18 protein-coding genes are annotated in these 25,077 nt (G+C 32.2%); 12 read left to right on the forward strand and 6 right to left on the reverse strand.

The features are described from left to right. Positions 1 to 54: 54 nt before the first annotated feature. Together GQ47_RS19985 and GQ47_RS19990 are read right to left on the reverse strand one after the other, a co-directional pair. Positions 55 to 1,623 carry a vitamin K epoxide reductase family protein gene (locus GQ47_RS19985; RefSeq protein ID WP_035652230.1) on the reverse strand — a complete coding sequence of 523 codons (1,569 nt, stop codon included), beginning with the start codon at positions 1,621 to 1,623 and terminating at the stop codon, positions 55 to 57. Between the two features lie 352 nt (positions 1,624 to 1,975). Next, positions 1,976 to 3,313: a DUF6734 family protein gene (locus GQ47_RS19990; protein WP_035652233.1), complete on the reverse strand. Its 1,338-nt coding sequence runs from the start codon at positions 3,311 to 3,313 to the stop codon at positions 1,976 to 1,978. A 209-nt stretch (positions 3,314 to 3,522) separates the two neighbouring features. On the opposite strand from GQ47_RS19990, the gene GQ47_RS19995 reads away from it, so the two are divergent. The 3 genes from GQ47_RS19995 to GQ47_RS20005 all read left to right on the forward strand — a co-directional run bounded on the left by GQ47_RS19995 (position 3,523) and on the right by GQ47_RS20005 (position 6,330). After that, positions 3,523 to 3,987: a hypothetical protein gene (locus GQ47_RS19995; RefSeq protein WP_035652235.1), complete on the forward strand. Its 465-nt coding sequence runs from the start codon at positions 3,523 to 3,525 to the stop codon at positions 3,985 to 3,987. 602 nt (positions 3,988 to 4,589) lie between these two features. Then, entirely contained in the window at positions 4,590 to 4,967 is a 378-nt protein-coding gene (locus tag GQ47_RS20000; RefSeq protein ID WP_035652237.1) for a hypothetical protein, read from the forward strand. An 82-nt stretch (positions 4,968 to 5,049) separates the two neighbouring features. Next, complete coding sequence (locus GQ47_RS20005) at positions 5,050 to 6,330, forward strand: hypothetical protein (RefSeq protein WP_035652240.1); 1,281 nt, start codon at positions 5,050 to 5,052, stop codon at positions 6,328 to 6,330. 185 nt (positions 6,331 to 6,515) lie between these two features. Here GQ47_RS20005 and GQ47_RS20010 read toward each other — a convergent pair whose 3' ends face one another. From GQ47_RS20010 to GQ47_RS20020, 3 genes are all read right to left on the reverse strand, one after another. Continuing rightward, entirely contained in the window at positions 6,516 to 7,592 is a 1,077-nt protein-coding gene (locus tag GQ47_RS20010) for a Ppx/GppA phosphatase family protein (RefSeq protein ID WP_035652243.1), read from the reverse strand. A 90-nt stretch (positions 7,593 to 7,682) separates the two neighbouring features. Continuing rightward, entirely contained in the window at positions 7,683 to 8,954 is a 1,272-nt protein-coding gene (locus GQ47_RS20015; protein WP_035652363.1) for an MFS transporter, read from the reverse strand. A 268-nt stretch (positions 8,955 to 9,222) separates the two neighbouring features. Further along, positions 9,223 to 10,209 (reverse strand): BstXI family restriction endonuclease, encoded by a 987-nt coding sequence (locus GQ47_RS20020; RefSeq protein WP_035652245.1) that lies wholly within the window; start codon positions 10,207 to 10,209, stop codon positions 9,223 to 9,225. A 756-nt stretch (positions 10,210 to 10,965) separates the two neighbouring features. Between GQ47_RS20020 and GQ47_RS20025 the strand changes: the two genes are divergently transcribed. Further along, positions 10,966 to 11,868 carry an AraC family transcriptional regulator gene (locus tag GQ47_RS20025; protein ID WP_035652246.1) on the forward strand — a complete coding sequence of 301 codons (903 nt, stop codon included), beginning with the start codon at positions 10,966 to 10,968 and terminating at the stop codon, positions 11,866 to 11,868. Positions 11,869 to 11,946: 78 nt separating this feature from the next. Here the strand turns inward: GQ47_RS20025 and GQ47_RS20030 are convergent, their stop codons facing one another. After that, positions 11,947 to 12,969 carry an LLM class flavin-dependent oxidoreductase gene (locus GQ47_RS20030; protein WP_035652249.1) on the reverse strand — a complete coding sequence of 341 codons (1,023 nt, stop codon included), beginning with the start codon at positions 12,967 to 12,969 and terminating at the stop codon, positions 11,947 to 11,949. A gap of 501 nt (positions 12,970 to 13,470) precedes the next feature. Between GQ47_RS20030 and GQ47_RS20035 the strand changes: the two genes are divergently transcribed. The 8 genes from GQ47_RS20035 to GQ47_RS20070 all read left to right on the forward strand — a co-directional run bounded on the left by GQ47_RS20035 (position 13,471) and on the right by GQ47_RS20070 (position 25,077). Beyond that, positions 13,471 to 15,612: a catalase gene (locus GQ47_RS20035; RefSeq protein ID WP_035652251.1), complete on the forward strand. Its 2,142-nt coding sequence runs from the start codon at positions 13,471 to 13,473 to the stop codon at positions 15,610 to 15,612. 17 nt (positions 15,613 to 15,629) lie between these two features. Next, positions 15,630 to 16,196: a YciE/YciF ferroxidase family protein gene (locus tag GQ47_RS20040; protein WP_035652253.1), complete on the forward strand. Its 567-nt coding sequence runs from the start codon at positions 15,630 to 15,632 to the stop codon at positions 16,194 to 16,196. Positions 16,197 to 16,406: 210 nt separating this feature from the next. Continuing rightward, positions 16,407 to 18,017, forward strand: coding sequence for a sensor histidine kinase (locus GQ47_RS23010; RefSeq protein WP_051951677.1), 1,611 nt, complete (start codon positions 16,407 to 16,409; stop codon positions 18,015 to 18,017). Between the two features lie 14 nt (positions 18,018 to 18,031). Beyond that, positions 18,032 to 19,981: a sigma 54-interacting response regulator gene (locus tag GQ47_RS20050; protein WP_035652256.1), complete on the forward strand. Its 1,950-nt coding sequence runs from the start codon at positions 18,032 to 18,034 to the stop codon at positions 19,979 to 19,981. A 319-nt stretch (positions 19,982 to 20,300) separates the two neighbouring features. Then, a complete protein-coding gene (locus GQ47_RS20055) occupies positions 20,301 to 21,089 on the forward strand; it encodes an alpha/beta hydrolase (RefSeq protein ID WP_035652259.1) in 789 nt (262 codons plus the stop codon). 51 nt (positions 21,090 to 21,140) lie between these two features. Beyond that, positions 21,141 to 22,157: an alpha/beta fold hydrolase gene (locus tag GQ47_RS20060; protein ID WP_081909392.1), complete on the forward strand. Its 1,017-nt coding sequence runs from the start codon at positions 21,141 to 21,143 to the stop codon at positions 22,155 to 22,157. A 4-nt stretch (positions 22,158 to 22,161) separates the two neighbouring features. After that, positions 22,162 to 23,925, forward strand: coding sequence for an amidohydrolase (locus tag GQ47_RS20065; RefSeq protein ID WP_035652262.1), 1,764 nt, complete (start codon positions 22,162 to 22,164; stop codon positions 23,923 to 23,925). A gap of 132 nt (positions 23,926 to 24,057) precedes the next feature. Next, entirely contained in the window at positions 24,058 to 25,077 is a 1,020-nt protein-coding gene (locus GQ47_RS20070) for an MBL fold metallo-hydrolase (protein WP_051951679.1), read from the forward strand.

Below are 25,077 nucleotides of genomic sequence, written 5' to 3' on the forward strand. Positions count from 1 at the left end.
TTTAGAGACACTTGGAATTTATGTCTATCCTGCGCAAGAATTTTTTATATATTTTTATATTTGAACTAAATCATTTTTTTTAAACACTTCTTTATCCTCAGCATAATCATTTAGAAAATATTTCAGTTCAGAAATTTCATATTCGTTAGGAAACAATTTATTATTCACAATTTTCACTGGTGTATAATTGAATTCATTTGCAGTACACCAATTATATTGCTGTTCAATTTGTTGGTACACTTTTGGACTAATAAAATCCACTTTCCACTTTTCTATCCATTTTTTCAAACTGATTTCCTGCATATACCAATCTATGATCGCTTCTTTTGCCAAATCTTCGTTTAAAAAATTGATTTCCAACAAATGCTCTGCAACAACCTTATAAGGATTATCATTATTATCTGGATTGATGTTGAATATAATATTTAGAGAAATTTTTTCAGGATATTTCGTAATCAATTCGAAAGCTTCTGCAAAAACTTTATAGCAATATTTACACTTCGGACTTACTATAAGAATTATACGAACAGCTGCATTGTTGTCACCAAATTTTAAAGCTTTTAATTCATCAAGCCCTTTTAAAACAGGTATATCATTAGATAAGAAGTTTACTATTTTATAATTTCTTTTAAACTTCTTTAATTTACTTACTTCTTTTTCTGCTTTAATTTTATTTTCCAATGTTTTGCTCTGAATCAACCAGAAAGAACTAATCAATACCATTGAAAACAGATAAAAAAACAAATTGGAAAATGTAATAGGAATAAATGAATCTTTCATAAAAACCCATACAGCACCTTGAAACATAATTAGAAAAGATACTCCTAAACATAGCAAACACCATTTTTTCAATTGCATTTTTTGAATCCAAATTGAATATCCAATTATTGGTAAAGAAAGCAAGCTCACTAAACCTATTATATTATTTGAGTAAGATGGATTAAGTAACAATGATATCAGATTGATTCCAAAAAAGAGGATTGGCAAATCTGAAAAACTAAGCCATTCGTTAATTTTAGCTTTATCTGAGCTAATAACAGATTCGCATGATGTGTTTGAACTTCTATTACATAACTGAGAAACGATTTCATTTTTTAACCCTAATTTTTCTTTAACAATTAGAATGCTGAAAACTAATCCCACCGCCGAAGTTGAAAAGAAAATAATTCCATTCTCATCATAATTATTATTAAAAATTGAAATAATTAATAAGGCAAAAACTGGCAAACTAAAAAAGAACCATTTTAAAGCAGTTTTTAAAGTTTTGCCTATAGAAGTAGGATTGGATTCAATAACTAAAATAATTCCATTCCAGCCTTTGATAAAATCATCAAACGACAAACTCTTCCCTCCTGTTTTTTCAAATTCAATTTTTATTGAAGTTTTGCTCTTTGTAACTAAAACTAAATCTTTATTATAAATTGCCAAAAAAGAATCTGGTAATTCGGACAGCTCATCTTTTGAAATTTTAAGTGCTGAATTTTCTATATCCAGTAACTCTAAACTATCTGTAATTGCAAATAAACTAGGAAAGTCAGGATGAGATTCAAACAAATCTTTGAATGCAAATTTTTGATCTGCAAAATTGTTTATGCTTAAATACTTTTGAACTAAATGTACCATAGAATTTCCAATCCGTTAATTATACTTTTTATAAGTATACAAGAAAAATTATCCAATATTTTGTAATTAGAAAGTCACATTCTGAGTTTACAAAAGCAAAATTCTACTTACAAATATGATTTTTTATACCAACATTTTATTACGGGAAACCGCATATTTTAAAACTTTAACATAATTCATTTAAAACAAATGCGAACAAATATGTTAAACAACACTATTAATTGATGAAAATTTAACTCAAGAAAAACACAAATCTTAATCTATACTAAATACAGCAACCTCTGATATTAACTGCTAATTTTAATTTATGATTAGGCGTTTTTAGTCAATGTAGGTTTTAGAATTTTCAAAATTATTTATAGATGGCAATTATTTTAAAAACGATATAATTTGTTAACATTCTATTGATTAGCATTAAAAAGTCATTTTTTGCCTCTTGAGAATCATCGTCAAAATGAGTGTACATTTTAGCTATAAGATCAAAATATCCAATTCCCTCTGATATTTCAGATAAAATGACTTCATCTAAATCATCTAAATCGTATTTTCTGGATACAGAATTGAGTTCTTTAATTTCTAAAAAGGAAAGTTCCTGATCATCGAGAGTAGTAAATACTTGCTCAAAACCATCGAGCAATACTATATTAAAATCTTCTTTATTAAGCAGCAGTCTCTGTAGATAACGTGGCAAGCCTTCTGTATATAAGTCTCTTTTCAATAAATAATTGTCAGATGTAGACACATTATTTCTCAACTCTAAATCAAAATCTGAAATCAATTCATCAACCTTCTTTTTTGTTAGAAACTCAATTTCATTTTGATTGCCTTCAGCTTCATTAATTAATCGGGTGATTTTTGAATAACTTTCCGGATAATTCTTCATTATATATACTTCCATGGCTTTACATACATGAGGATTTCTTTTATAAACTCCTAATAAATGTAAATACGTTTTATCGGGTACTTCCTGAAATTCAGCAAAACCTATATATTCACCATCGTCGAATACTTCATCAAACAAAAAATTTATCTCCTTATTCTGAATTTTAGCAAATTGATAAAACAATACCTGTTCAAAGAAAAGATTAAAATTATGGAAATTATTTTCAGGTAAAGAGCTTCTATTTTTATCTACAAAGTCAATGCTTCTTTTTGTGTATTCTTTAAAAAAGTCAATATCATTTCCGCCAACAACTCCCATATTACAAGCAAAATTTTTTGTGTGCTTATGATAGTTTTCAATTTCAATTGGCATGTATGAAAGATTCGGCGAAATTTCATTCCACATTTTAATATAACAATCTGCTGTAATTTCTAAATTTTGAGTGATTAAAGCAGCATCTTTAAATTTGTTTTCTAAAGATTCCCATACAAAAACATCGCCGTCGATATGCAAAAACGGTTCATTTTGCATTTCATAAACCTTAATCTTTGAAATTGCCCAAAGATCTTTATGGTAATCATTTAAATCATCTAAAATCACATGAACTTTAGTATATGGCAATTGTAATTTTGTAATTAATATTTCATATCCAAAACGATCTGTATAAAGTTCAACCTCTTTATGATATTTAACTAATTGATGGCAGCTTAATAGCCAGCTCATCCAATTATATTTATATGAAAGCCATCCATAACTGTTTCTAAAATCTGTCAAATTTCCTGACCAAAAACTTTGTACTATTTTCATTTAAAAATCTTGCTAAATTAATGACACTCAAATAAACAAAAGGAATTAGAATATTTGTTACGGGTTTCCGCATTTAACAATACTATAAATAAGGTATTTATTTCAGTATTAGATTTAGATCTAAATCCTATAAAATCTAATACATTATTTTATAACCAAAATTTTCCAAAGAAATTTAAATTTGAGATACTTAACTTAAAAAATAGATTATGAAAAATGTTATATTTATTATGATCTCAGTTTTCTTTTATTCATGTCAACAAAAAGAAATCAAAAACAATTCTGCAAAGGTTCAAGATACAATCACAATCCAAAAAAACAGAAAGGAAAACAAACAAATTGATGACACTATTTTCATGAATTTTAAAAATGCCAAAGGTTTATACACAGCCGAAGGTCAATTAGATTCAATTCACCCTCGCGTATTTATAAAATTCAAAAATGAAATTCTGGGTGAATTGAACGGAAAGATTATTTTGGCAACAGACAATGGAAACATACGTTTTAACCAAATTATTTTTCCAGATAACTCTTCAGACGGCCCTTTTGGAAAAGACTTGCAAATACAACTCACTCAAAAAGGAAATCATATTATTATAGTTGGACATTCACAAATGGCAGATAATCCGTATTGGGGTAAATTTAAAGTACAACTTGAGAATTCAAAAGAATAAATATATCCATCAAATTAATGATTTACCGATAAGATTTTGATACCTAAATTTTAGTTTTTTTCCTTCTGATTTCAAAAAATAGATAAAACCAAGAATAAGCCACTATTTTACCTTACGTAAATATACTTGGTTTGTTAAGCTTATTTTTAATTTTTCCTACAATTTTAATTCTCAAAAAAGTTTTTTTATAATTCCAATACCATGTAAAGGCTAAAATTATAAGCTTAAAACTATAATTACCACAAAAACAAAACCTTACAAAAAACAAGAAAAACAAAATTAAAATTCTTCCACCATCATATGGTAAAAAATAAAAAGCACAAATAGCTAATTATCAGACACTTAAGCCTAAAATAATGAAAATTACAATATTCTAAAAAACAACCACTAAATGGTGATAAAAAAATAAAATATAAACGCCTCATTGTCAGTATTTTTTTAGAAAACATTCCAAGAAAAAGTTAGAACTCCAAAAAAAAGTAGGAAAAAAGAAGAAATCAATTTATCGAAAATTGATAGCTGGATATTTTTAAAAATATATTTGTAAAGTCGACAACAGCTAAAGAAAAAAACAAATATTAACCAATTAAATACACCCAATTATGTCAGACTTTTTAAAACAATTCGGAGACGATCTAGAAAAAAATGTACCAGGATTTATCGCAGTTTCAATTGCAGAAATTCAAACAGGAATGTCCTACTTTTCACTTTCAGTAGTTCCAGAATTTGATCCAGAATTAGCATCTGCTTTTAACCTTGAAGTTGTAAAAGCAAAAATGAACGCTGTTAGTGCTTTAGGGCTTAAAAATCAGGTTGTTTCAGATATCATGATTACGTTAACCTCCCAAATTCATATTATTGATGTTTCTGAGAACAACTTATATATGATCTATCTTGCAGTTGATTCCACTAAAGCAAACTTAGGAATGACAAAAGCAATTCTGAACAAATACAAAAAAGAGATTGCTTCTAAATTATAATGATTTGAAATTGTGAAATGGCTGACTTTTTTTAAAGTCGGCCTTTTTTAAAATATTAATTAATTTAAAAAAGTGAGACGTTATGAAGAATAAATTAATATTGCTTGTATTTTTTGCTTTCACAATCCTAATTAATGCACAAAACATCAAAGGTATTAACGGCGATACCAATTGGCTGAACATGTGGACAAATTTTAATCCCAAAACAACCAATTATAATGAAGCCTCTATAATACTAAATGGTACTATTAGTGCAGACATGACATTAAAAAAAGAAAATGTTTATGTATTAGTCGGCACTGTTTATGTTGCTCCAAATGTAACTTTGACCATTCAGCCTGGTACGCTTATAAGGTGTGATACTGATACTTTAACTACATTAGTAATTACAAAAGGCGCCAAAATTATCGCTGAAGGTACCGAAACTGACCCAATCGTTTTTACCTCTAACAAGAACTCAGGAGATCGAAATCCGGGTGATTGGGGAGGCATTATTGTTTTTGGAGATGCGCCAATAAACAAAACTGGAGGAGTTGGTATTTTGGATTTCGATCTTGATCCACAAAAAGCACAATATGGTGGTGATAACAAAGAATCTGATTCTGGAATTTTAAAATATGTCCGGATTGAGTTTTCAGGGAAAAAAACATCTGGTAATAGACCAATAAATGGCCTATCGCTAGCTGGGGTTGGAAGTAAAACAAAATTAGAATATATCCAGGTTACTTCATCCGATGAGGATTCTTTTCAATTCTATGGCGGATATGTAAATGCCAACAATTTAGTATCTCTGCGCTCCGCAGATGATGATTTTGATTTTACACAAGGTGTCCAATGCAATCTCTCTAACAGTATTGCCATTCGAAGTCCGTTTCTATCTGATAGCTACGGATCTCGTTGTTTTGAAATGGAAACGGTTGATACCCGAAAAGGAGAAGTTTTAGACAGCAAAAAAGAAATGACCCGAGTAAATGCTACCAATATCACGATGATGCATACAGAGGATATTGGAACTGAAATTCAAGGACTAAAACACGAAGCGATATTAATTAGAGAAAATACTTTTTTAACATTGACCAATTCTGTAATATCAGGATTTAGCCACCTCATTATATTTTCAGATACCGTTACAATTTCTGATGAATTTTTAGGGAAAATAATTTTAAAAGATCTGCTTATTAATGATACCAAGATTATTGGAACAACGCAAAATACTGCTACCAATGCCTTCATTAGTAATTGGTATCAAGGAAAAGAATTCGGAATCGATTTTATAAAACTCAAAAACGATGAATTATTTGCCAGTTCATCCATGAGAAAAAAGCCTGATTTTAGAATTAAAAGCCAAAACTTAACTAATTAAAAAATATCAATAAAAAAGCCAGTAATCTTTTAGATTACTGGCTTTTTTATATCATTTCACTTTCTCTTCACATATTTATAAAACTACTTATTTGGAGCTTGATTTATAAATCACAATATTAAAAACTAAGCTTCAAAATCCCTCGTTTTCAACCTATATAAAGAATTATAGTTTAAAAGTTATCTTTAGCGAATATTTTTTGCTCTTTTTGCAGAATCAGCGATATAAGAAAGCAACCATGCCATTTGTCCCTGTTTCGTAAAATAGATTTTTTTAGATTTGACATCAGGAATTTTCTCTAATACAGTCAGCAATATTGAATTTGCTGCAATTAAGTATTTTTGAGAATACGTTTTTAATACCTTCTCAACATCCTTATTTTGCGATGCTAATGCTTCAAATTTTGCATAATCTGTTTTTATCATATTGTTGTAATCTGCAACTTCCTTAATTTCAAACGGACTAAAATTTTCTGTTGCACTTTTCCCCTTATACAATGTGTAGAATGCCCAAACTGCGCCTCCAGACATGTATACATTTTTTTTGTTATTGATTTTAGGACTTTGTTGATATAAATGATCGGTCTGTTCTTTTAATTCAGGTAATGCATTAACGAGCAATTCATTAAACTCATCAACTGAATTGGTTTTTGCATTTTTATTTATTTTCTCCGTAAAAGTTACTGTGCCTAAATCTAAAGTCACAGGATAAAACACCAAAATATCATCCTCATTAAATTCTTCTACATATCCGCCCTTAGTGTTGCCTCCTCCAATATCAAGAATTAAAGAATCAGAATATTCTTTTGGTGGAATGCATCCTTTTAGCAATAATTTTGCTTCCGTATCGGAAGTAATTATGGCTACATTAATATTTGTAAAAACATATAGTTTTTGAAGCAATACGTCTACATTTTTGGCCATTCCTACACCTGAAGATACAACTATAAATATGTTTTTTTCTTCAATTTTGAATTCCTTTAGTAGTTTGGTGTAATTTTTCACTGTCACATTAAAGGCCGTTTCAATATCATTTTCGGCTAATTTTCCGTCTATCGAAATTCCTTTCGCGATAGCAATATTTTCTGTCCAAAAATCAACTACTTCGTATTTTCCTTTTTTAATGTTTTGGACATTTATTACCGACATTTTTATTCCCTTGCTTCCTATTTCAATTCCTGCATAAAGTTCTTGAGAAATCAAGTTCGAAGGAATCAAAAAAATAAAAATAATTATGGCTATGAATGCAATATTTTTTTTCATCTTAATTGAGTGTTTTTTAATAATATGAAAAGCTCATTTTTATTCAAACATTGAAAAGGAATTATAGGTTCATTTTCAAATCAAAGCCGGTTATAGCTTCTTGTTTTTATCAACAAAAATGGATTGCACTATTTTTATTTTAGTTTCTATTGTTTCTTTTTCAACCGTTTTTACCAGCCAATAACAAAGCGAAATAGCAAATAAGCCGATTAAACTCATAAATATGAAATCTGCTCTATAACTCGCATAGGCGACAATTTCCATACCTGTCTTAGCACTTAAAATATGTGCAAGACTGAAACTCATTGTAAAAACAGACATATATCTCCCCTCTTGATTATTATGTGATCTCGTCATTGCAAACGAATTTGCAAAAGGAAAAGTCAACATTACCCCAAGCGTCATAAAAAACATCATTACATACAATATTCCGTACCATTTGTCATTCATCAATAAAAGGATATAGCTAAGCACCATAAAGCCCAAACCTACCATAATGACATTCAGCTTATTAATTCTGTTTCTTTCTACATAATTAACAATCGGCAATTCAAACAGCAATGTCAATATTCCGCTAAAACTTAAAATTAAACCACTGTTTACTTCTGATAAATTAAATTGTTCTCTGTGATACAGAGTCAATGTCGTAAATACTTGAAAATACATAATTCCAGTAATCAGCGAAATGAACATATGTGTTAAAAAAGCTCTATCTTTTAATATCGCATATTTGTCTACTCCAATATTGTTTTTTTTGAGTTTAAAAGGCAGTTTTCTTTCTTTCACTAAAAGAACAAAAACTAAAACCGCAAGTATACAAGTAGCTGAATCTACATAAAACAGATATTTATATCCAATAAGCATAATTATAACACCGCCTAAAGGAGGACCAAATAAAAAGCCCAGACTTGTTGCTGATCTTACCAAAGCCAGTGCCCTTGTTTTATTTTCTTTACGAGTATAGGTATTTAAGGATACCAACATTGCAGGCCTGAACATATCTGCTATAGTTGTTAAAAGCAAAATTGAAAAACAAAATCCTTCGAATGATGTTATATACTGCAACATAAAAAAGATGATACCGCTTCCAAAAAGGCTGCCTATCATTACTTTATAAAATCCTATTTTATCAGACAAAATACCGCTTAGCCAAGTTCCAATAAAAGAACCCACACCAAAACAAACCATAACCCATCCAATCTGATTATATTCAAAATGCAGATTCTCTCGCATATATTTTGAGAGGAACGGAATTACCATTGTTCCTGTTCTGTTTATAAAGGTTATTAATGTCAAAATCCAAATTTCTTTTGGAAAACCACTATAATTTTCCATGTATTTTTTTCTTAAGTCGCTGATCATTTCTTTACTTTTTTGATGATTTTTAATTTTTTTTGATACCACTTTTTAAATAAATTCAAAGGGAAGCTTTGCAAATCACTAATCAAGGTTTATATTTTTTTGACTTTAGACACAAAAATATAAACCGCAATTACTGCAAATGAGCATGGCTAGCATTTTGACAAATGGCCTTTCTTTTTATTAAATAGTGGATTTATGATTTTATAGAATTATGCTGTTTTTAGAGTATATATTTTCAATAAAATATATCTCAGCATATTCTATACTTTTAATTGGATGAATCTTTATTGAAAATAATGGTATTTACTACCACTTCTTTCATCCATTTAATAGTTTCAATTACCCCGGTTTCTTTACAAATCATGTTGCAGCTTTGGTGTCCCCAAGCCAAATTATATGGCGAATGGTTAAATTCTCCGATTTTCAACTGATTAATGTAAAAAAGGTTGATCTGACTAATTTCTTTGTCAATATCTGATGATTTCTCAGATGATTCAAAAAAATTGATCATAAAAGCCCCTGCGCTTAATTTTTTTAAACAAAGAGGGCAAATCGTGTTTTTTACATTGTCAATAATTCGCGTCTTGTAAAGTCGGTCGGTATTGGATAGTTTTTGATTATTACAGGCTGTAATAATAGCGGCCTTTCGATTTTCAATATCACTTTCCGTCATGCCAGCGTTGAGCGCTACTTCATCAGAATCGTAGCAAAGCCAGAATAAATATTCTAATTGCAAATGACAGGATTTGATTGTTGAAAGTGGAGCATATTCTGCAACTCTAATTCCGGCACCTTTGCAGTTACTGGTATTAAAACCGAGAATAATTTTCTCCTCGCCTTTTATTCCTGATGATACTATTCTTGCAACAAAATGACCATCAATAGGAACTGCCCTTTTCTCAGCTACAGAGAGCTTATTTTTATAAGGATTAAAATTATTCCATTGAGATCTTGTCTCATAAAATAAAATAGTATTCACACCAAGTTTTAGTTTCTTGGCTTTCATTGTAATTAATGCATCCGGATTTGAGTAGTAATCTTCAGGACTCATAATTACAATAAATCCGCTTTCAAATTTTTGAGAAGTTAGAACGGAAATATCGAATAAATCAATGGATTCAAAAGGAATCAAAACGGTGCCATTTCTATTGGCTCTATTTTGAAAAATCACATCATCATTCGCGCTTCTTGTTTGTCCGGTTTTGTAAATTTTACTTTGCAGTAAAGGAGGTAGTTTGGGTAGTCTTTTTGCCATAGGTTAAGTAGTTGGTTGATTAGTTTTATTATAGATTTGGCAGCATTATCTTCTTTACATTCTTTAATTTAACTTTAAAAATTCATAGTAAAATGTCGAGCTTTTTTTTGATTAACTTTTAGGTATTATTTTTTCATTCAGGGTTCTTTTTAAATATTTGACAATATATTTTTGTAATTTTATAAAAAACTAAATATCAATAATTTAACATAAAGTTATTTTTCAAAAAGTAATAGTTTTCAAGCAAACGTGTAAAATTCAGCATTTTTCTTACACTTAAACACTTGTTAAATATAAACAAATCTATTTTATTCGCATGTTAAAATAAATGGACTATTTTATTATTATGATGGACAATCTTATTATTATCTCATTTGCTTATTTTAAGAAAATACTTTTATATGTCTATAAAATTACTAGGATGAGTTCAAGAAATTACCGTAATGGATTATCTTATTATTAGGTTATTAAAGAAAAAAATAACCTAATATTTTTCATACAAAAAATTATTTCTTAAAATCTGAAAATAAAAAAGTCTTTTTAATTTTTAAATAAATTACCAAAAATACAGCGTAACAACTTAATTTACAATACCATAAAACCTAAACTAGATTAAAAACATTTACGCCCGAAGAAATAACTAAGACGATTAAAATTATAATTTACAGCTCATTCAAAAATCATTTTAAAATTAAAACAGAAAAAAATAAAATCGTATTTTAGCAGTAAATGCTTTTTTGTTCATATTAAATTATCATGGAAAGTTTTAAACAACACGATGAATTTCGGACGGAAAAATTAATATCCTTGCCTAATAATATTTGGCAAAAAGCAATTGAAGAAAATCCTGTCTTAGGTAATTTGTATATTACTCATATTGGATATTTCCCTAACGCCACTTATTATTACAGGGAACGAAAAAAAGGATGCACAGATAATATTCTAATTTACTGTGTACGTGGAAAAGGCTGGCATATTGTAAATGGCATTCGTTTTGAAATTCGGCCAAATCAATTTTTTATAATTCCTGCAACAAATCAACATATAATTTATGGAGCCGATGAAGACGATCCCTGGACAATATATTGGGTGCATTTTAGCAGTCGGAAAATAGACGTTTTTAATAAAAGCTTCAATATTGGTTTATTCGACGGCCCGCGACAAATCGCCTATAACGAAAAAGGAATAGAACTATGGAATACCATGTATCATAGTCTTGAAATGGGTTATGGAAAAGAAAATATTACCAAGGCAAATTTATGCTTATATCATTTTCTTTCCTCTTTTTTATATCCTGATGTCAATGTCAATGAAAAAAAACAGGACGAAAAAGACTCGATAAGCAACACTATTGCTTACATGAGAAACAATCTGGGCGGAAAAATCACTTTAGAAGATTTGGCTCTAATAAACAATTTATCGCCTTCACATTTCTCACTGCTTTTCAAAAAAAGCACCGGAATGGCTCCGTTGGATTATTTTATTCACTTAAAATTACAACAGGCCTGTTTATTATTAATAACCTCTGAGGTTAAAGTAAAAATTATTGCCGCTGATTTGGGATATGATGATCCTTATTATTTTTCGCGTCTATTTAAAAAACACATGAAAATGTCTCCATTGCAATATCGTTTTTCCCCGCAATCAAAGTCATCATAAGATTTTATAGCGATTTTAAAATGCCCCAAAATAGTATTTAACTTTTTGGGGCATTTTAATAATCATGAATTTTAAAAACTATCGCCAACCCATCTCTGGAGCAATATATTTTAATATCGAAGAAAGTATATGTACATTATAGTCAACGCCTAATGTATTTGGGATTGTTAAAAGCAGTGTATCAGCTTCCTGAATGGCCTCATCTTGTTTTAACTCTTCAATAAGTTTATCCGGTTCAGCTGCATAACTCTTTCCGAAAATGGCTCGTTTGTCGCTTTCAATATTTCCAAAACTATCTGAGCCTTTTCCTTGATCGCCAAAGTAATATTTGTCCTGATCTGTGACTAGCGCAAAAATGGAACGGCTGACAGAAACTCTTGGTTCACGATCATGTCCAGCTTTTTTCCAGGCTTCTTTATACAGTCTGATTTGTTCTGCCTGCTGAATATGAAAAGGTTTCCCGTTTTCATCATATTTCAGAGTAGAACTTTGCAGATGCATTCCGTTTTCAGCAGCCCAGACAGCAGTAGCATTAGATGCTGCTCCCCACCAAATTCTTTCTCGTAATCCTTCAGAATAGGGTTCCAAACGCAACAAGCCAGGCGGATTTGGAAACATAGGATACGGATTTGGCTCTGCAAATCCCTCACCACTAAGTTTATCTAGGAATTCTAAAGCTTTTTTTCGTCCCATATCGGCATCTGTTTCTCCTTGTTCGGGTTCATATCCGAACGAGCGCCAACCGTCAATAACTTGTTCCGGTGATCCTCTGCTTATTCCTAATTGTAAACGTCCTTCTGAAATTAAATCAGCAGCACTGGCATCTTCAACCATATACAATGGGTTCTCATATCGCATATCGATAACTCCTGTCCCAATTTCAATTTTGCTTGTTTTAGCACCGATGGCAGAAAGTAAAGGAAATGGCGATGCCAACTGTCGTGCAAAATGATGCACACGGAAATAAGCGCCATCCAAACCAATTTCTTCCGCCGCAACGGCTAAATCAATGGATTGAAGCAATGTGTCGCTTGCTGTACGAGCTTTATATGAAGGATGATTTGCCCAATGCCCAAAAGATAAAAATCCAATTTTCTTCATTGATAGCAGTATTAATATTATACTCCCAAATATAAGCATCATTATTGAAGGAATCTAAAATCCATGTATAGAAAGTGCTTAACTTCCTTGTCTTTTGATTGAAAAAATTTCTTAGCATTAATATAAAAACAATTCTATATAAATTATAAAATCAGATTTTTAACTTGAGGGATACTTTTCATATTTCTCCAACTGATTTCACAAAACCCTAGCAGAAAATCAAAAAAGCGCCTCGAACAAAATCTATTCGCTTTTAATTTTTATTTCTTTTTCATTATTTAACTGATCTTCAAAATCATTCTTCCAAAAATAACTACCTGATTTACAAAACAATTAAATGGTAATCCTATAAAACAACACTATTAAACCTATAAATATTTTAAATATTCTCTTACTAGCTTTGAAATGACTTCATAATAAGGTAACCACAATTTACAGCTTATCAAAAAAGTCAGTTTCTTCAAGTTGCTGCATTCAGGAATTAACCTAAAAAATATATTTATGAAAAATTTTCAAGACGATAAACAACGTGATTTATCCACAAACAAATCAGACGGAACAAATAAATTTTTAACCACTGATCAGGGCGTTAAAATCAATGATGATAACAATTCGCTCAAAAGTGGCGAAAGAGGGCCTTCATTACTGGAAGACTTTATTTTAAGAGAAAAAATAACGCATTTTGATCATGAAAGAATTCCAGAAAGAATTGTTCATGCGCGTGGATCTGGAGCACATGGTTTTTTTGAAGTAACCAATCCAATTCCAGAACTTACAAAAGCGGGCTTTTTACAGGAAAAAGGTTTAAAAACTCCCGTTTTTGTCCGATTTTCAACCGTTGCAGGATCAAGAGGATCAACAGATTTGGCTAGAGATGCAAGAGGATTTGCCGTTAAATTCTACACTCAGGAAGGAAATTATGATTTAGTTGCCAATAATATTCCCGTATTTTTTATTCAGGACGCATCAAAATTTCCAGATCTTGTTCACGCCGTTAAACCGGAACCGCACAACGAAATGCCTCAAGCTGCGTCGGCACACGATACTTTTTGGGATTTCATTTCGCTAATGCCCGAGTCTATGCACATGATTATGTGGGTAATGTCAGATCGTGCTATTCCGAGAAGCTATAGAATGATGGAAGGATTTGGAGTTCATACTTTCCGATTAGTTAATGCTGAAGAAGAATCAGTTTTTGTAAAATTTCATTGGAAACCTAAACTAGGAACGCATGCCGTTGCTTGGGATGAAGCGCAAAAAATATCAGGAAAAAATGCTGACTTTCACAGAGAAGATTTATGGGAAGCCATAGAAATGGGAAATTTTCCTGAATGGGAATTAGGTGTTCAAATTATTCCATCAGCAGATGAAAATAATTACGAGTTTGATTTGCTCGATCCAACAAAACTTGTTCCAGAAGAACTTGTTCCAGTTACTATCGTCGGTCGAATGGTTCTCAACAAAAACCCTGATAATTTCTTTGCAGAAACCGAACAAATTGCTTTTCATCCCGGACATGTTGTCCCTGGAATTGATTTTACAAATGATCCGTTGCTTCAGGGAAGATTATTCTCCTATACCGATACGCAACTTTCCAGATTAGGAAGTCCAAACTTTCATGAAATTCCAATTAACAGAAGTATTGCACCGGTTCACAACAATCAGCGTGACGGACATATGCGTCAGGAAATTAATAAAGGACGTGTAAGTTATCATCCTAATTCACTTGGCGGAGGCTGTCCGTATCAGGCAAAAATTGCTGAAGGTGGCTTTTCAAGTTTTAATGAACGTATTGACGCGCATAAAATTCGAGAAAGAAGCGAAAGTTTCAATGATCATTTTGGTCAGGCCAAATTATTCTTCAATAGTCAAACCTCCGAAGAGAAAAGCCATATTGTTAAAGCTTTGCGTTTTGAACTTGGAAAAGTACAGACAACGGCTATACGAAACAGAATGCTCGGTTTGTTATCGCAAATTGACCAACAATTAGCCGAAAAAGTAGCGATTGGACTTGGTGCAAAAGTTCCTCCTATTCTTGAAATCCCAATTAACCATGGCGTTTCACCAGAAAATGAAGGAGGAAAACATGAACCACAAACCAGAAACCAAACAATAAAAACATCTGATGCATTGAGCATGATTAATAATCCAACTAATTCACCCACAATTGCTTCACGAAAAGTCGCTATTATTTGTTCAGATGGAGTTTCAGAAACTGCTGTTGCAAATATGAAAAATGCACTCAAAAAAGAAGATGCCAAAGGTTGCGTTATTGCGTCGCATTTAGGCTCGATTTCGACCGATTCTAATAGTGAAATTCCGGTAGATTTCAGTCTTCTTACTGTTTCCTCCGTTTTATTTGATGCCGTTTATATTCCCCACGGACTTGATGTAAAGACTCTTTCAGAAAACAAAGATGTTATCGAATTTTTAAATGATGCTTACAAACATTGTAAAGTAATTGGAGCAGATGGTGATGCTTCAAAAATAGTAAGCTCGGCCGCTTTCGTTTCTCAAATTACTGATTATGATCCGGGTATTATAATTTCAAGTGAAATTGCTACCGCAGAATTTACGCAGGATTTTATAACAGCAATGACCATGCATCGTTTTTGGCAACGAGAAGAAAACTTATACAACTAATCTAAAAAATTTTGAACATGAAAAATCTTGAAAAACCAACTGAAAATAAAGCTCCTAAATCCAAAACTAATAACGTAGTTTCGCCAGCCGCAGACGCCGCCAAAGAGTTAAGAGAATTCTTTATTGATAATCTGAAAGATATTTACTGGGCTGAAAACGCACTTGTAAATGCGCTTCCTAAAATGGCTGAAAATGCAACATCTCCAGTACTTTCAAAAAGTATTTTGGAGCATCATTTGGTCACAAAAAATCAAATAGCAAGGCTTGATCAGGTATTTGATCTTTTAAAAGAAAAAGCTGAAGGAAAAAAATGTGAAGCTATGGCCGGTTTACTCAAAGAAGGTGATAATATTTTAGTTGAAACAACACCTGGCCCAGTAAGAGATGCAGGAATTATTGCAGCATCACAAAAAATCGAACATTATGAAATTGCTACTTATGGAACTTTGTGCGCCTTTGCAAAAACATTAGGCGAAAATGATGCTGCAAAATTATTGACCCAAACATTGGCAGAAGAAAAAGAAGCTGATTGTCTGTTAAATGATATTGCATTAAATACAGTAAACGTAATGGCTGCCGAATAATATCTAAAATAAATGAATCACCATTTATGCCATCAGAAATTATAATAAATGCAGCGAATCTCATGTAATTAATCGAACTGCCGAAGTTCTATTAGAGCATTTAACAAAACAATAGCCAACGAAATATCGTTGGCTATTGTTTTTATGATAATTCAATCTTAAGTACATTATTATCAATACCTTCGTATAACCAGTTTAATTCTACGAAAAATGTTCTCTAATCAAACAAAAATAATTTTGTTCCTCCTTGTATTATTTGCAATTGGAGACTTAAATGCCTCGCCTTTTTTAAAAGATTTAAAGCAAGTTGAAACGTCTGAAATGACGTTGCTTGTTCCTGAGAATAATATTGATGAAGAACCTGCTTATACAGAACAACAAGTAAAAAAAGCCGAAAAATCATTAAATAGGCTTCACGAAAACATCGATAAAGTCAAAATCCTGTTGCAAATAAGCGACTGGTATGAAGCTTCTTACGACAATCCTAAAACATTAGAAAAAGCATTTCACTATGCCGAAGATGCCCTTAGAATAAGTCAAGCCTTGCATTCTAATATTTATATTGGAAAATGTTATCTGCAACTTTCAATGGTGTATCAGTTGAGAAATAAGGATTCGATGATTGAAGTTACCGCCAGAAAAGCAATCGCGGCATTGAGCAAAACAAATCAGTTAGATGATTTGGCAGAATCCTGGGTCATGGTTTGGTCGGCAAAAATGAGAACAAGAAAACCAATACCTGAAAGATTGGTTCCTATTTTCAAAGCTGCAGCCATATTTGAAAAATCAGGAAACAATCAAAGAATTGGTGATTGCTATCGAGAAATTAGCGAACTCTATTTTTCTTATTCGGATTTTAATAAATCGCTAAATTTTCTAAATAAAGCCGTATTTTTTTATAAAGCAGCGCATCTAAAAGAAGACGAAATTTTACCTATTTCTTCCAGACTGAATATTATTTACGAAGCCGATAAAAGAAATCGGGATATTATAAGACTTAAAAACACAACACTTTTGCAGGAAAGCAGACTTAAAAATGAGGTGTTTTTGCGTAATTCGATGATAACTTTTGTGGTACTCTTACTTATAATTCTTGGATTGCTTTACAAAAGCTATAGGTTCAAGAAAAAAACAAATATAATTCTGGAAACACAACAAGATGAAATAAATAAAAAAAATAATACACTACAAAATCTGGTTGTCGAAAAGGAATGGCTGTTGCGAGAAATTCATCATCGCGTAAAAAACAATCTGCATATGGTTGTTGGTTTATTGGCGAGTCAGGCTGAATTTCTAAAAAATGAAGAAGCGATTCAGGCTATCAACAGTAGTCATAACAGAATTCAGGCCATGTCTTTGATTCATCAAAAATTATATCAATCGGAAAATTTATCTATTATTGATATGCCTTCTTATATTTTTGAATTAACGGAATATCTAAAAGATTCTTTCGAAATTAGAAACAACATTCGTTTCATTCTTGATATTGATAGTTTCAGTCTGCCGCTGTCACATTCAATTCCAATTGGACTTATTTTTAATGAAGCTGTTACGAATGCTATAAAATATGCCTTTCCAAATCGCACAAATAATATTATTACAATTTCGCTTAAAGTAACTGACGACGAAAACTATAAATTAATTGTTCACGACAATGGTATTGGGCTTCCACCCGATTTTGATCCTTACAACAATCCTTCTTTAGGTATAAAATTAATGCATGGATTATCTGCAGATATCGAAGGAAAGTTTTTAATTACGAATTCAAATGGTACTAAAATATCATTGGAATTTACTTTCAAAGAAAATAATCTTCATTAATTTAAATCTATAAAATGTCAAAATCATTAAAAATTCTTATTGTTGAAGATCAATTTGTAGAAGCAAATCATTTGCGATTGATGCTGAAAAAAGCAGGTCATTCTGTTACCGGAATGGCGCGTTCAGTGGCAGATGCCAAATATTATATTGCCCAGGAAAGACCAGAATTGGTTTTATTGGATATTTTTCTATCAGGAAAAGAAACAGGTATTGACCTTGCCGAAATATTAAAAGATGATAATATTCCATTTATTTATCTTTCTGCAAATTCAAATGAACAAGTGCTTAGTAAAGCAAAATTAACGCATCCGTATGGTTTTTTGGTAAAGCCTTTTAGAGAACAGGATTTATTGGTTACAATTGAAATTGCCAAATATCATCAGGAACACGGAATAGAATCTTCTATTCGCAGAGAGCTTTTATTTCAGAAACAACTCAAAGCGATTGTCAAAAAAAGCGGTACTTGGGATGACAGAGTTCTTAATATTGTCACTTCTTTACAATCGCTCATTTCGTTTGATCTTGTAATGGCTGTTTTTTATGTCGATAGCAAATTATCCAACAGAGTTTTAGGCTACGCCCGAACAGGTTTGCATGAATATCAAAAAATTGGAATTGAAGAGTTGCAGAATATTACCGCTTTAAAAGAATCTGAAATAAATGATTTAAGAAACAGAAGCCAAGTAGAAACTGTAGCCACTTTTTATAACAATCAGGATTTTACAAAAATATGCGATAAAACGCCTATCAAAAAAATGATTGCGAATTCTATGAATATGAAATCCAATCTAATGCTGCCAGTTCCTTTGACACTGCATGAAAATGGCGGATTATATTTGTCATTTTTCAGCAAACAAGCTGATAATTACAACAAAAACCATCTTACATTATGCGACAGACTTCAGGAACCTTTAATTTATGCTATTGAAAATTTAATCAATGCCGACAAAAAATTAGTCCAAAAAACAAATTCAGCCGTAAGTACAAATACAGGCAAAAATGTAAAAATATCTGGCTTTGAATCCATTGTGGGTAAAAGTCCGGCTTTATTAAAATTATTTGATCATATTTTACAAGTCGCTCCGGCAGATACAACTGTTTTAATTACCGGAGAAAGCGGAACGGGAAAAGAAAGTATTGCTAATAGCATTCAGCAATTATCGGATAGAAAAAATCAGCCTTTTGTAAAAATTAATTGCTCTGCATTACCTCCAAGTTTAATAGAATCTGAACTATTTGGTCATGAAAAAGGATCTTTTACAGGAGCCACAGAAAAACGAATTGGCAAGTTTGAACAAGCCAACAACGGAACATTATTTTTAGATGAAATTGGAGATATGCCGCTTGAAATGCAGGCAAAATTACTTCGCGCCATTCAGGAAAAAGAAATTGAACGTGTTGGCGGAAATGTTCCCATAAAAGTAAACGTTAGAATAATTGCTGCAACAAATTGTAATCTTGAAAAAGAAGTCGCAGATGGTCGCTTCCGACTTGATTTATATTATCGATTAAATGTTTTTCCAATTCAATTGCCACCACTTAGAGAACGCAAAGAAGATATCGGTCTTTTAGCTCGTCATTTTATTGCTGTGTATAGCGTTAAAACGGGAAAAAATGTAACCGAAATAGCTGAAAATGCTTTAAAAAGCCTTTTATCATATCAATGGCCCGGAAATATTCGCGAACTCGAAAATCTTATCGAAAGAAGTATTCTTTTGGCAAAAACGAATACCATTGAACATATTCCACTTCCTGCTTTTGATGAAATTAAAATAAGCAATTCGGCAAATGAATGGTATTTTAAAACTATTCAGGAAAACGAAAGAGAGCATATTATTAATGTTTTAGAAAAATGCAACGGAAGAATCAGAGGCGCAGGCGGAGCATCTGAAATATTAGGCCTTCCTCCTACTACTTTGGCTTCAAGAATGCAGAAATTGGGTATTAAGAGAAGTCACTTTTAAATTGTTAATTGTTAATGGTTAATTGTTAATGGTGAATTATTAATTTTACTGATATTGTGAAATATCTATTGATTTTACTTTTAATGAAAATCAATTAGACATTTCAATTCATTTCTCTTTTTACACTATCAATAATTTACAATTCACCATTAACAATTAATAATTAAAAAAACGATATTAAGTTACTCGTTTTCCGTTTTTCAACGATATATAGTTTGGTATAGCTTTCTTTAAAATATATAAATAACTAAAAATCAATAACTTAAATAAAAGGTTCGGTTTTAGTTTATAGCTTGGCATAACATTAAAACAATGTATTATGCTAACTGAAAACCCTACTACAATTCTTTTTATCACGGGCGCTTTTGTCAGTAATAAATGTTGGGATGAGTGGAAAGACTTTTTTGAAAGTAAAGGCTTTAAAACTCTTGCACCGGCGTGGCCCTATAAAGATGCTCCTGCGAGTGTTTTACGTGATCGTCATCCTGATCCTCAAATTGCGGGATTACGATTAACGCATCTTATTGAACATTTTGAAAATATTGCTAAAAATCTGCCGCACAAACCTATTATAATTGGCCATTCTATTGGCGGACTGGTAGCACAGATACTTTTACAGCGCAACTTAGCATCGGCTGCAATTGCTATACATTCTGTTCCTCCTCAAGGAATTATGACTTTTAAATTTTCTTTTTTGAAAGCTGGTTGGGGACCTCTTGGTTTTTTCACCTCAACAAAAAAAACTTTCTTAATGAGTTTTCCGCAATGGCAATACGCCTTTACAAACGGAATGCCCGAAGAATGGCAAGATAAAGCCTATTGCGAATCTGTAATTCCGGAATCTAAATTAATTGTTCGCGATACTATAACCTCAGCTGCAAAAGTAGATTTTAAAGCGCCTCACAAACCATTATTACTAATTGCAGGATCTGCAGATCATACTATTCCCGAATCGCTCAATTATTCCAATTATAAAAAATACACTGATAAAGATTCTGTTACAGACTTCAAGGTTTTTCCAGACAGAAACCATTTTGTTCTGAATCAGCCTGGCTGGCAGGAAATTGCAGTTTACATACAAGACTGGATTGCAAAACAACATCCATAAAATTTAAAACCAATTATTTATTAACCAATTATTCCAATAAAATTTAAGATTATGAAAACGAATTTAGTAAACAGCACTTATTTAAACTTCAAAAGTAAAACTACACAGTTTTTACTTTTAGGATTTACACTATTGACTTTAATTTCATGCAACAAAAAAGCAGAAGAAACTCCTGCCGTAGCATCTACACCAACAACAGAAACTCCCGAAGTTGCTCCTGCAAACCCACCATCCAATTTTAAACATGCAACAGCAACTGTAAACGGAATCAAAATTCATTACGTGATTGGCGGACAAGGCGATCCTTTGGTTTTGGTTCACGGTTTTGGGCAAAACTGGTACATGTGGAATCGTTTATTGCCAGAACTTTCTAAACATTTTACTGTAATCGCTCCTGATTTAAGAGGTGTCGGAGAATCTGACAAACCAGAAGGCGGTTATGATAAAAAAACAATGGCATCTGATATTCATGAATTAGTGAATCAGCTTGGGTATAAAAAAATCAATTTGGCCGGACATGACATCGGACTTATGGTGGCGTATGCTTATGCAGCGCAATATGGTGACAGCGTAAACAAATTGGCTTTGATGGATGCACTTTTACCTGGAATTGAACCAGTTTGGTCAAATGTAAAAGGATCTGCTTGGTGGTTTGGTTTCTTTGCATGGCCGGCTTCTGGGGATATTGTTAAAGGAAAAGAAAAAGAATTCTTAACTAATTTCTGGCCAGTTGTAGGACATGTAAAAGATCCGTTTACTGCCGAAGAAACTACAGAATTTATTAGAGCTTATGCCGTTGAAGGTGGCACAACTGCTGCATTTAAATGGTTTGGCGCTTTTGATCAGGATGGAAAAGACAATTTAGTATTCGCAAAGAAAAAGCTGAAAATGCCATTATTAGCAATGGGCGGTGAATACTTCGCAGCAGCTTTTCTTAAAGATCACTCAAAATTAGTTGCAGAAAATGTTACCGAATCTAAAATTGCTGGTTCAGGACATTGGTTAGTTCAGGAAAATACAGCTCAGGTACAAAAAGATTTACTAGCCTTTTTCTGGCTAAATAATTAAAATCATGAAAAAACTATTTTTAATACTATCGTTTTTTGCGGGCTTGTTATCTCAAGCCCAGCAAAAAGCTGATCTGATTATTTATAATGGAAAAATTGCAACCATGCAGAAACAAAACGAATTTGTTCAGGCAATTGCAATGAAAGATGGAATTATTCTGGACATTGGTACCGAAAAAAATATTCTTTCGACTTATAAATCCTCAGAAACAAAATTGATCGATGCTAAAGGAAAAACCGTAATTCCAGGATTGAATGACAGTCACATGCACGTTATTCGCGAAGGTTTGAATTATAATTCTGAATTGCGTTGGGACGGCGTAAAAACCTTAAAACGTGCTATGGAAATGCTGAAAGAACAAGCAGCAAGAACTCCAGACGGCGTTTGGATCAAAGTGATTGGAGGCTGGAACGAATTTCAATTTGAAGAAAAAAGACAACCAACAATTGATGAAATCAACGCTGCAGTTCCTGATAAACCTGTTTTTATAACGTATTTGTATGGAAAAGCTTTTCTAAACAAAAAGGGTATTGAAGTTTTAAAATATACAAAAGACACTAAATATGAAGGAAGCCTTTTAGAGCAAGATGCTAACGGAAATTTGACTGGTTTAATGTACGCCAAAGAAACTCCAAAAGCCATTTATACGACTTTGGGTTTAACAACAAAATTAAGTCCGGAAGAGCGCATTAATAGCTCGATTCAATTCAATCACGAATTAAATCGTTTCGGATTAACAAGCGTCATTGATGCAGCCGGCGGAAGCCAAAATTTTCCTGCTGATTATGTTACGTCTCTTGAATTGGCGAAACAAAATAAATTAAGTCTTAGGATTTCCTATTATCTATTTGCACAGCAAAAAGGGAAAGAATTACAAGATTATGAAAAATGGGTTGCGACAACTCAAATTAATAAAAATGATAATCTGATTGTGGCGAATGGTTATGTTGAAGAAGGTGCTGGAGAAAATATCGTGGCTTCGGCTGCTGATTTTGAAAATTTCTTAGAACCAAGAATTGTTTTATCTGATGAAATGGAAGCCGATTTAGAACCTATTATTCGCTTATTAGCCAAAAACAAATGGCCTTTCCGTTTGCATGCCACTTATGGAGAATCAATTGACAGAATGCTGAATGTTTTTGAAAAAGTGAATAAGGAAATTCCGTTTAATGGATTGCGCTGGTTTTTTGATCACGCCGAAACCATTACGCCATCTGAATTGGAACGCGTGAAAAAACTTGGTGGCGGTATTGCAGTACAATTCAGAATGTATTATCAGGGAGAATTATATAATAAATTGTACGGAGCTCCAAAAACACAGTTGCCTCCAATTAAAAAAATGCTTGAATTAGGAATTCCTGTCGGAATGGGAACTGATGCAACCCGAATTTCAACTTTCAATCCTTGGATGGCTTTGCATTGGCTTTTGACTGGAAAAACGATTGGCGGCATGCAGTTCTGGCCTAAAGATCAGGTTTTAGACAAATTCACCGCTTTAAAATTATATACTTCAGGAAGTGCTTGGTTTTCTGGTGAAGAAAAAGACAAAGGAAAATTGGTAAAAGGAATGTATGCGGATATGGCGATTTTATCTGATGATTATTTCTCAGCAAAAACAGATGACGTTCGAAAAATCGAATCGGTTTTGACGATTGTAAATGGAAAAATTGTTTACGCTTCCGCGGAATATAAAGCCTTGAGTCCAGAAATTCCTGCGGTAATTCCGGATTGGTCTCCTGTGAAATATTTTGGAGGTTACCAGAAATAACAACAACAAGAATAGCACGCAGATGACACAGATTTGGGCAGATTGACGCAGATTTTTTATAACTTATCTGTGAGAATCCGTTTCATCAGTTCAATCCGTGGGCTAACTTTTAAAACTTATAAATAATACATCATGAAAAATTATAAATCTATTTTAATTGCAATACTTTTTGTTGTCGTCTTTTTATCGGCACAAAAAACATATGCACAATTTCCAATGCCGCCCGAAGTTCCGATTTGGGATGCCAATAAAGTGACTTTGCAATTGCATAAAATCTCTGATAATGTCTACGCCGTTTCGCCATCAACAACTGAAACAGAAACTACGAAAGGAATTCCGCAGGCTACTTCGGCGGGATTTATTGTGGGTGATAAAGGCGTCTTATTAATTGAAACTATGTTGAGCAAAAGATTATACGATCAATTATACAAACTGATTCGTTCTGTTACTCCAAAACCTATTGTTTATGCAGTGAATACAAGCGATCACGGCGATCATTGTTTTGGAAATTATTTGCTTCCAAAAGAAACAATTTTAATCCAAAATGAATTCTGCAAAGAAAATTTAGCTAAGAATTTTGACGGAATCAAACAATTTATGATCATGCTTTTTGGAAAAGATCGCGGAATCGAACAAAGTGTGTATCGTCCCGCGGATCTTACAATTGCATTAAATCAAAGCTTGAAACTAGATTTAGGCGGCGGTAAAATTGTGGAAATTATTAATACCGGAACAGCGCAATCTCCTGCCGATTTATTTGTATATTTAAAGGATTCAGACAAGAATGTATTGTGGGCAGGAAATCCGTTTATTGCTGAAAGTCCGGCAATTCCCTGGCTTTTTGATGGTTATTTTTTGGAGCCTGTTCGCAATCTTCAAAAAATTTATGATCTGATTGGAGACAATGATGTTGTGGTTCCCGGTCACGGCCGAATTACCAATAAAAAAGGAATAAAATATACAATCGATTATGTAAATGCTTTAAAGGAAAATGTAGAAAATGCCGTTAAAAAAGGAGAGACTTTAGATCAGGTAAAAGCGTCGGTGACGATGAAGGAATTTGATAAAGGTTATGTTCTTTTTAATTGGCTTCATTACAATTTCAATATTCCAAATGCATACAACGACATTAAGAAAAACTTAGGCAAATAG

It is taken from the genome of Flavobacterium sp. ASV13 (assembly GCF_000745775.1).
In the GTDB taxonomy this organism is placed as follows: Bacteria; Bacteroidota; Bacteroidia; order Flavobacteriales; family Flavobacteriaceae; genus Flavobacterium.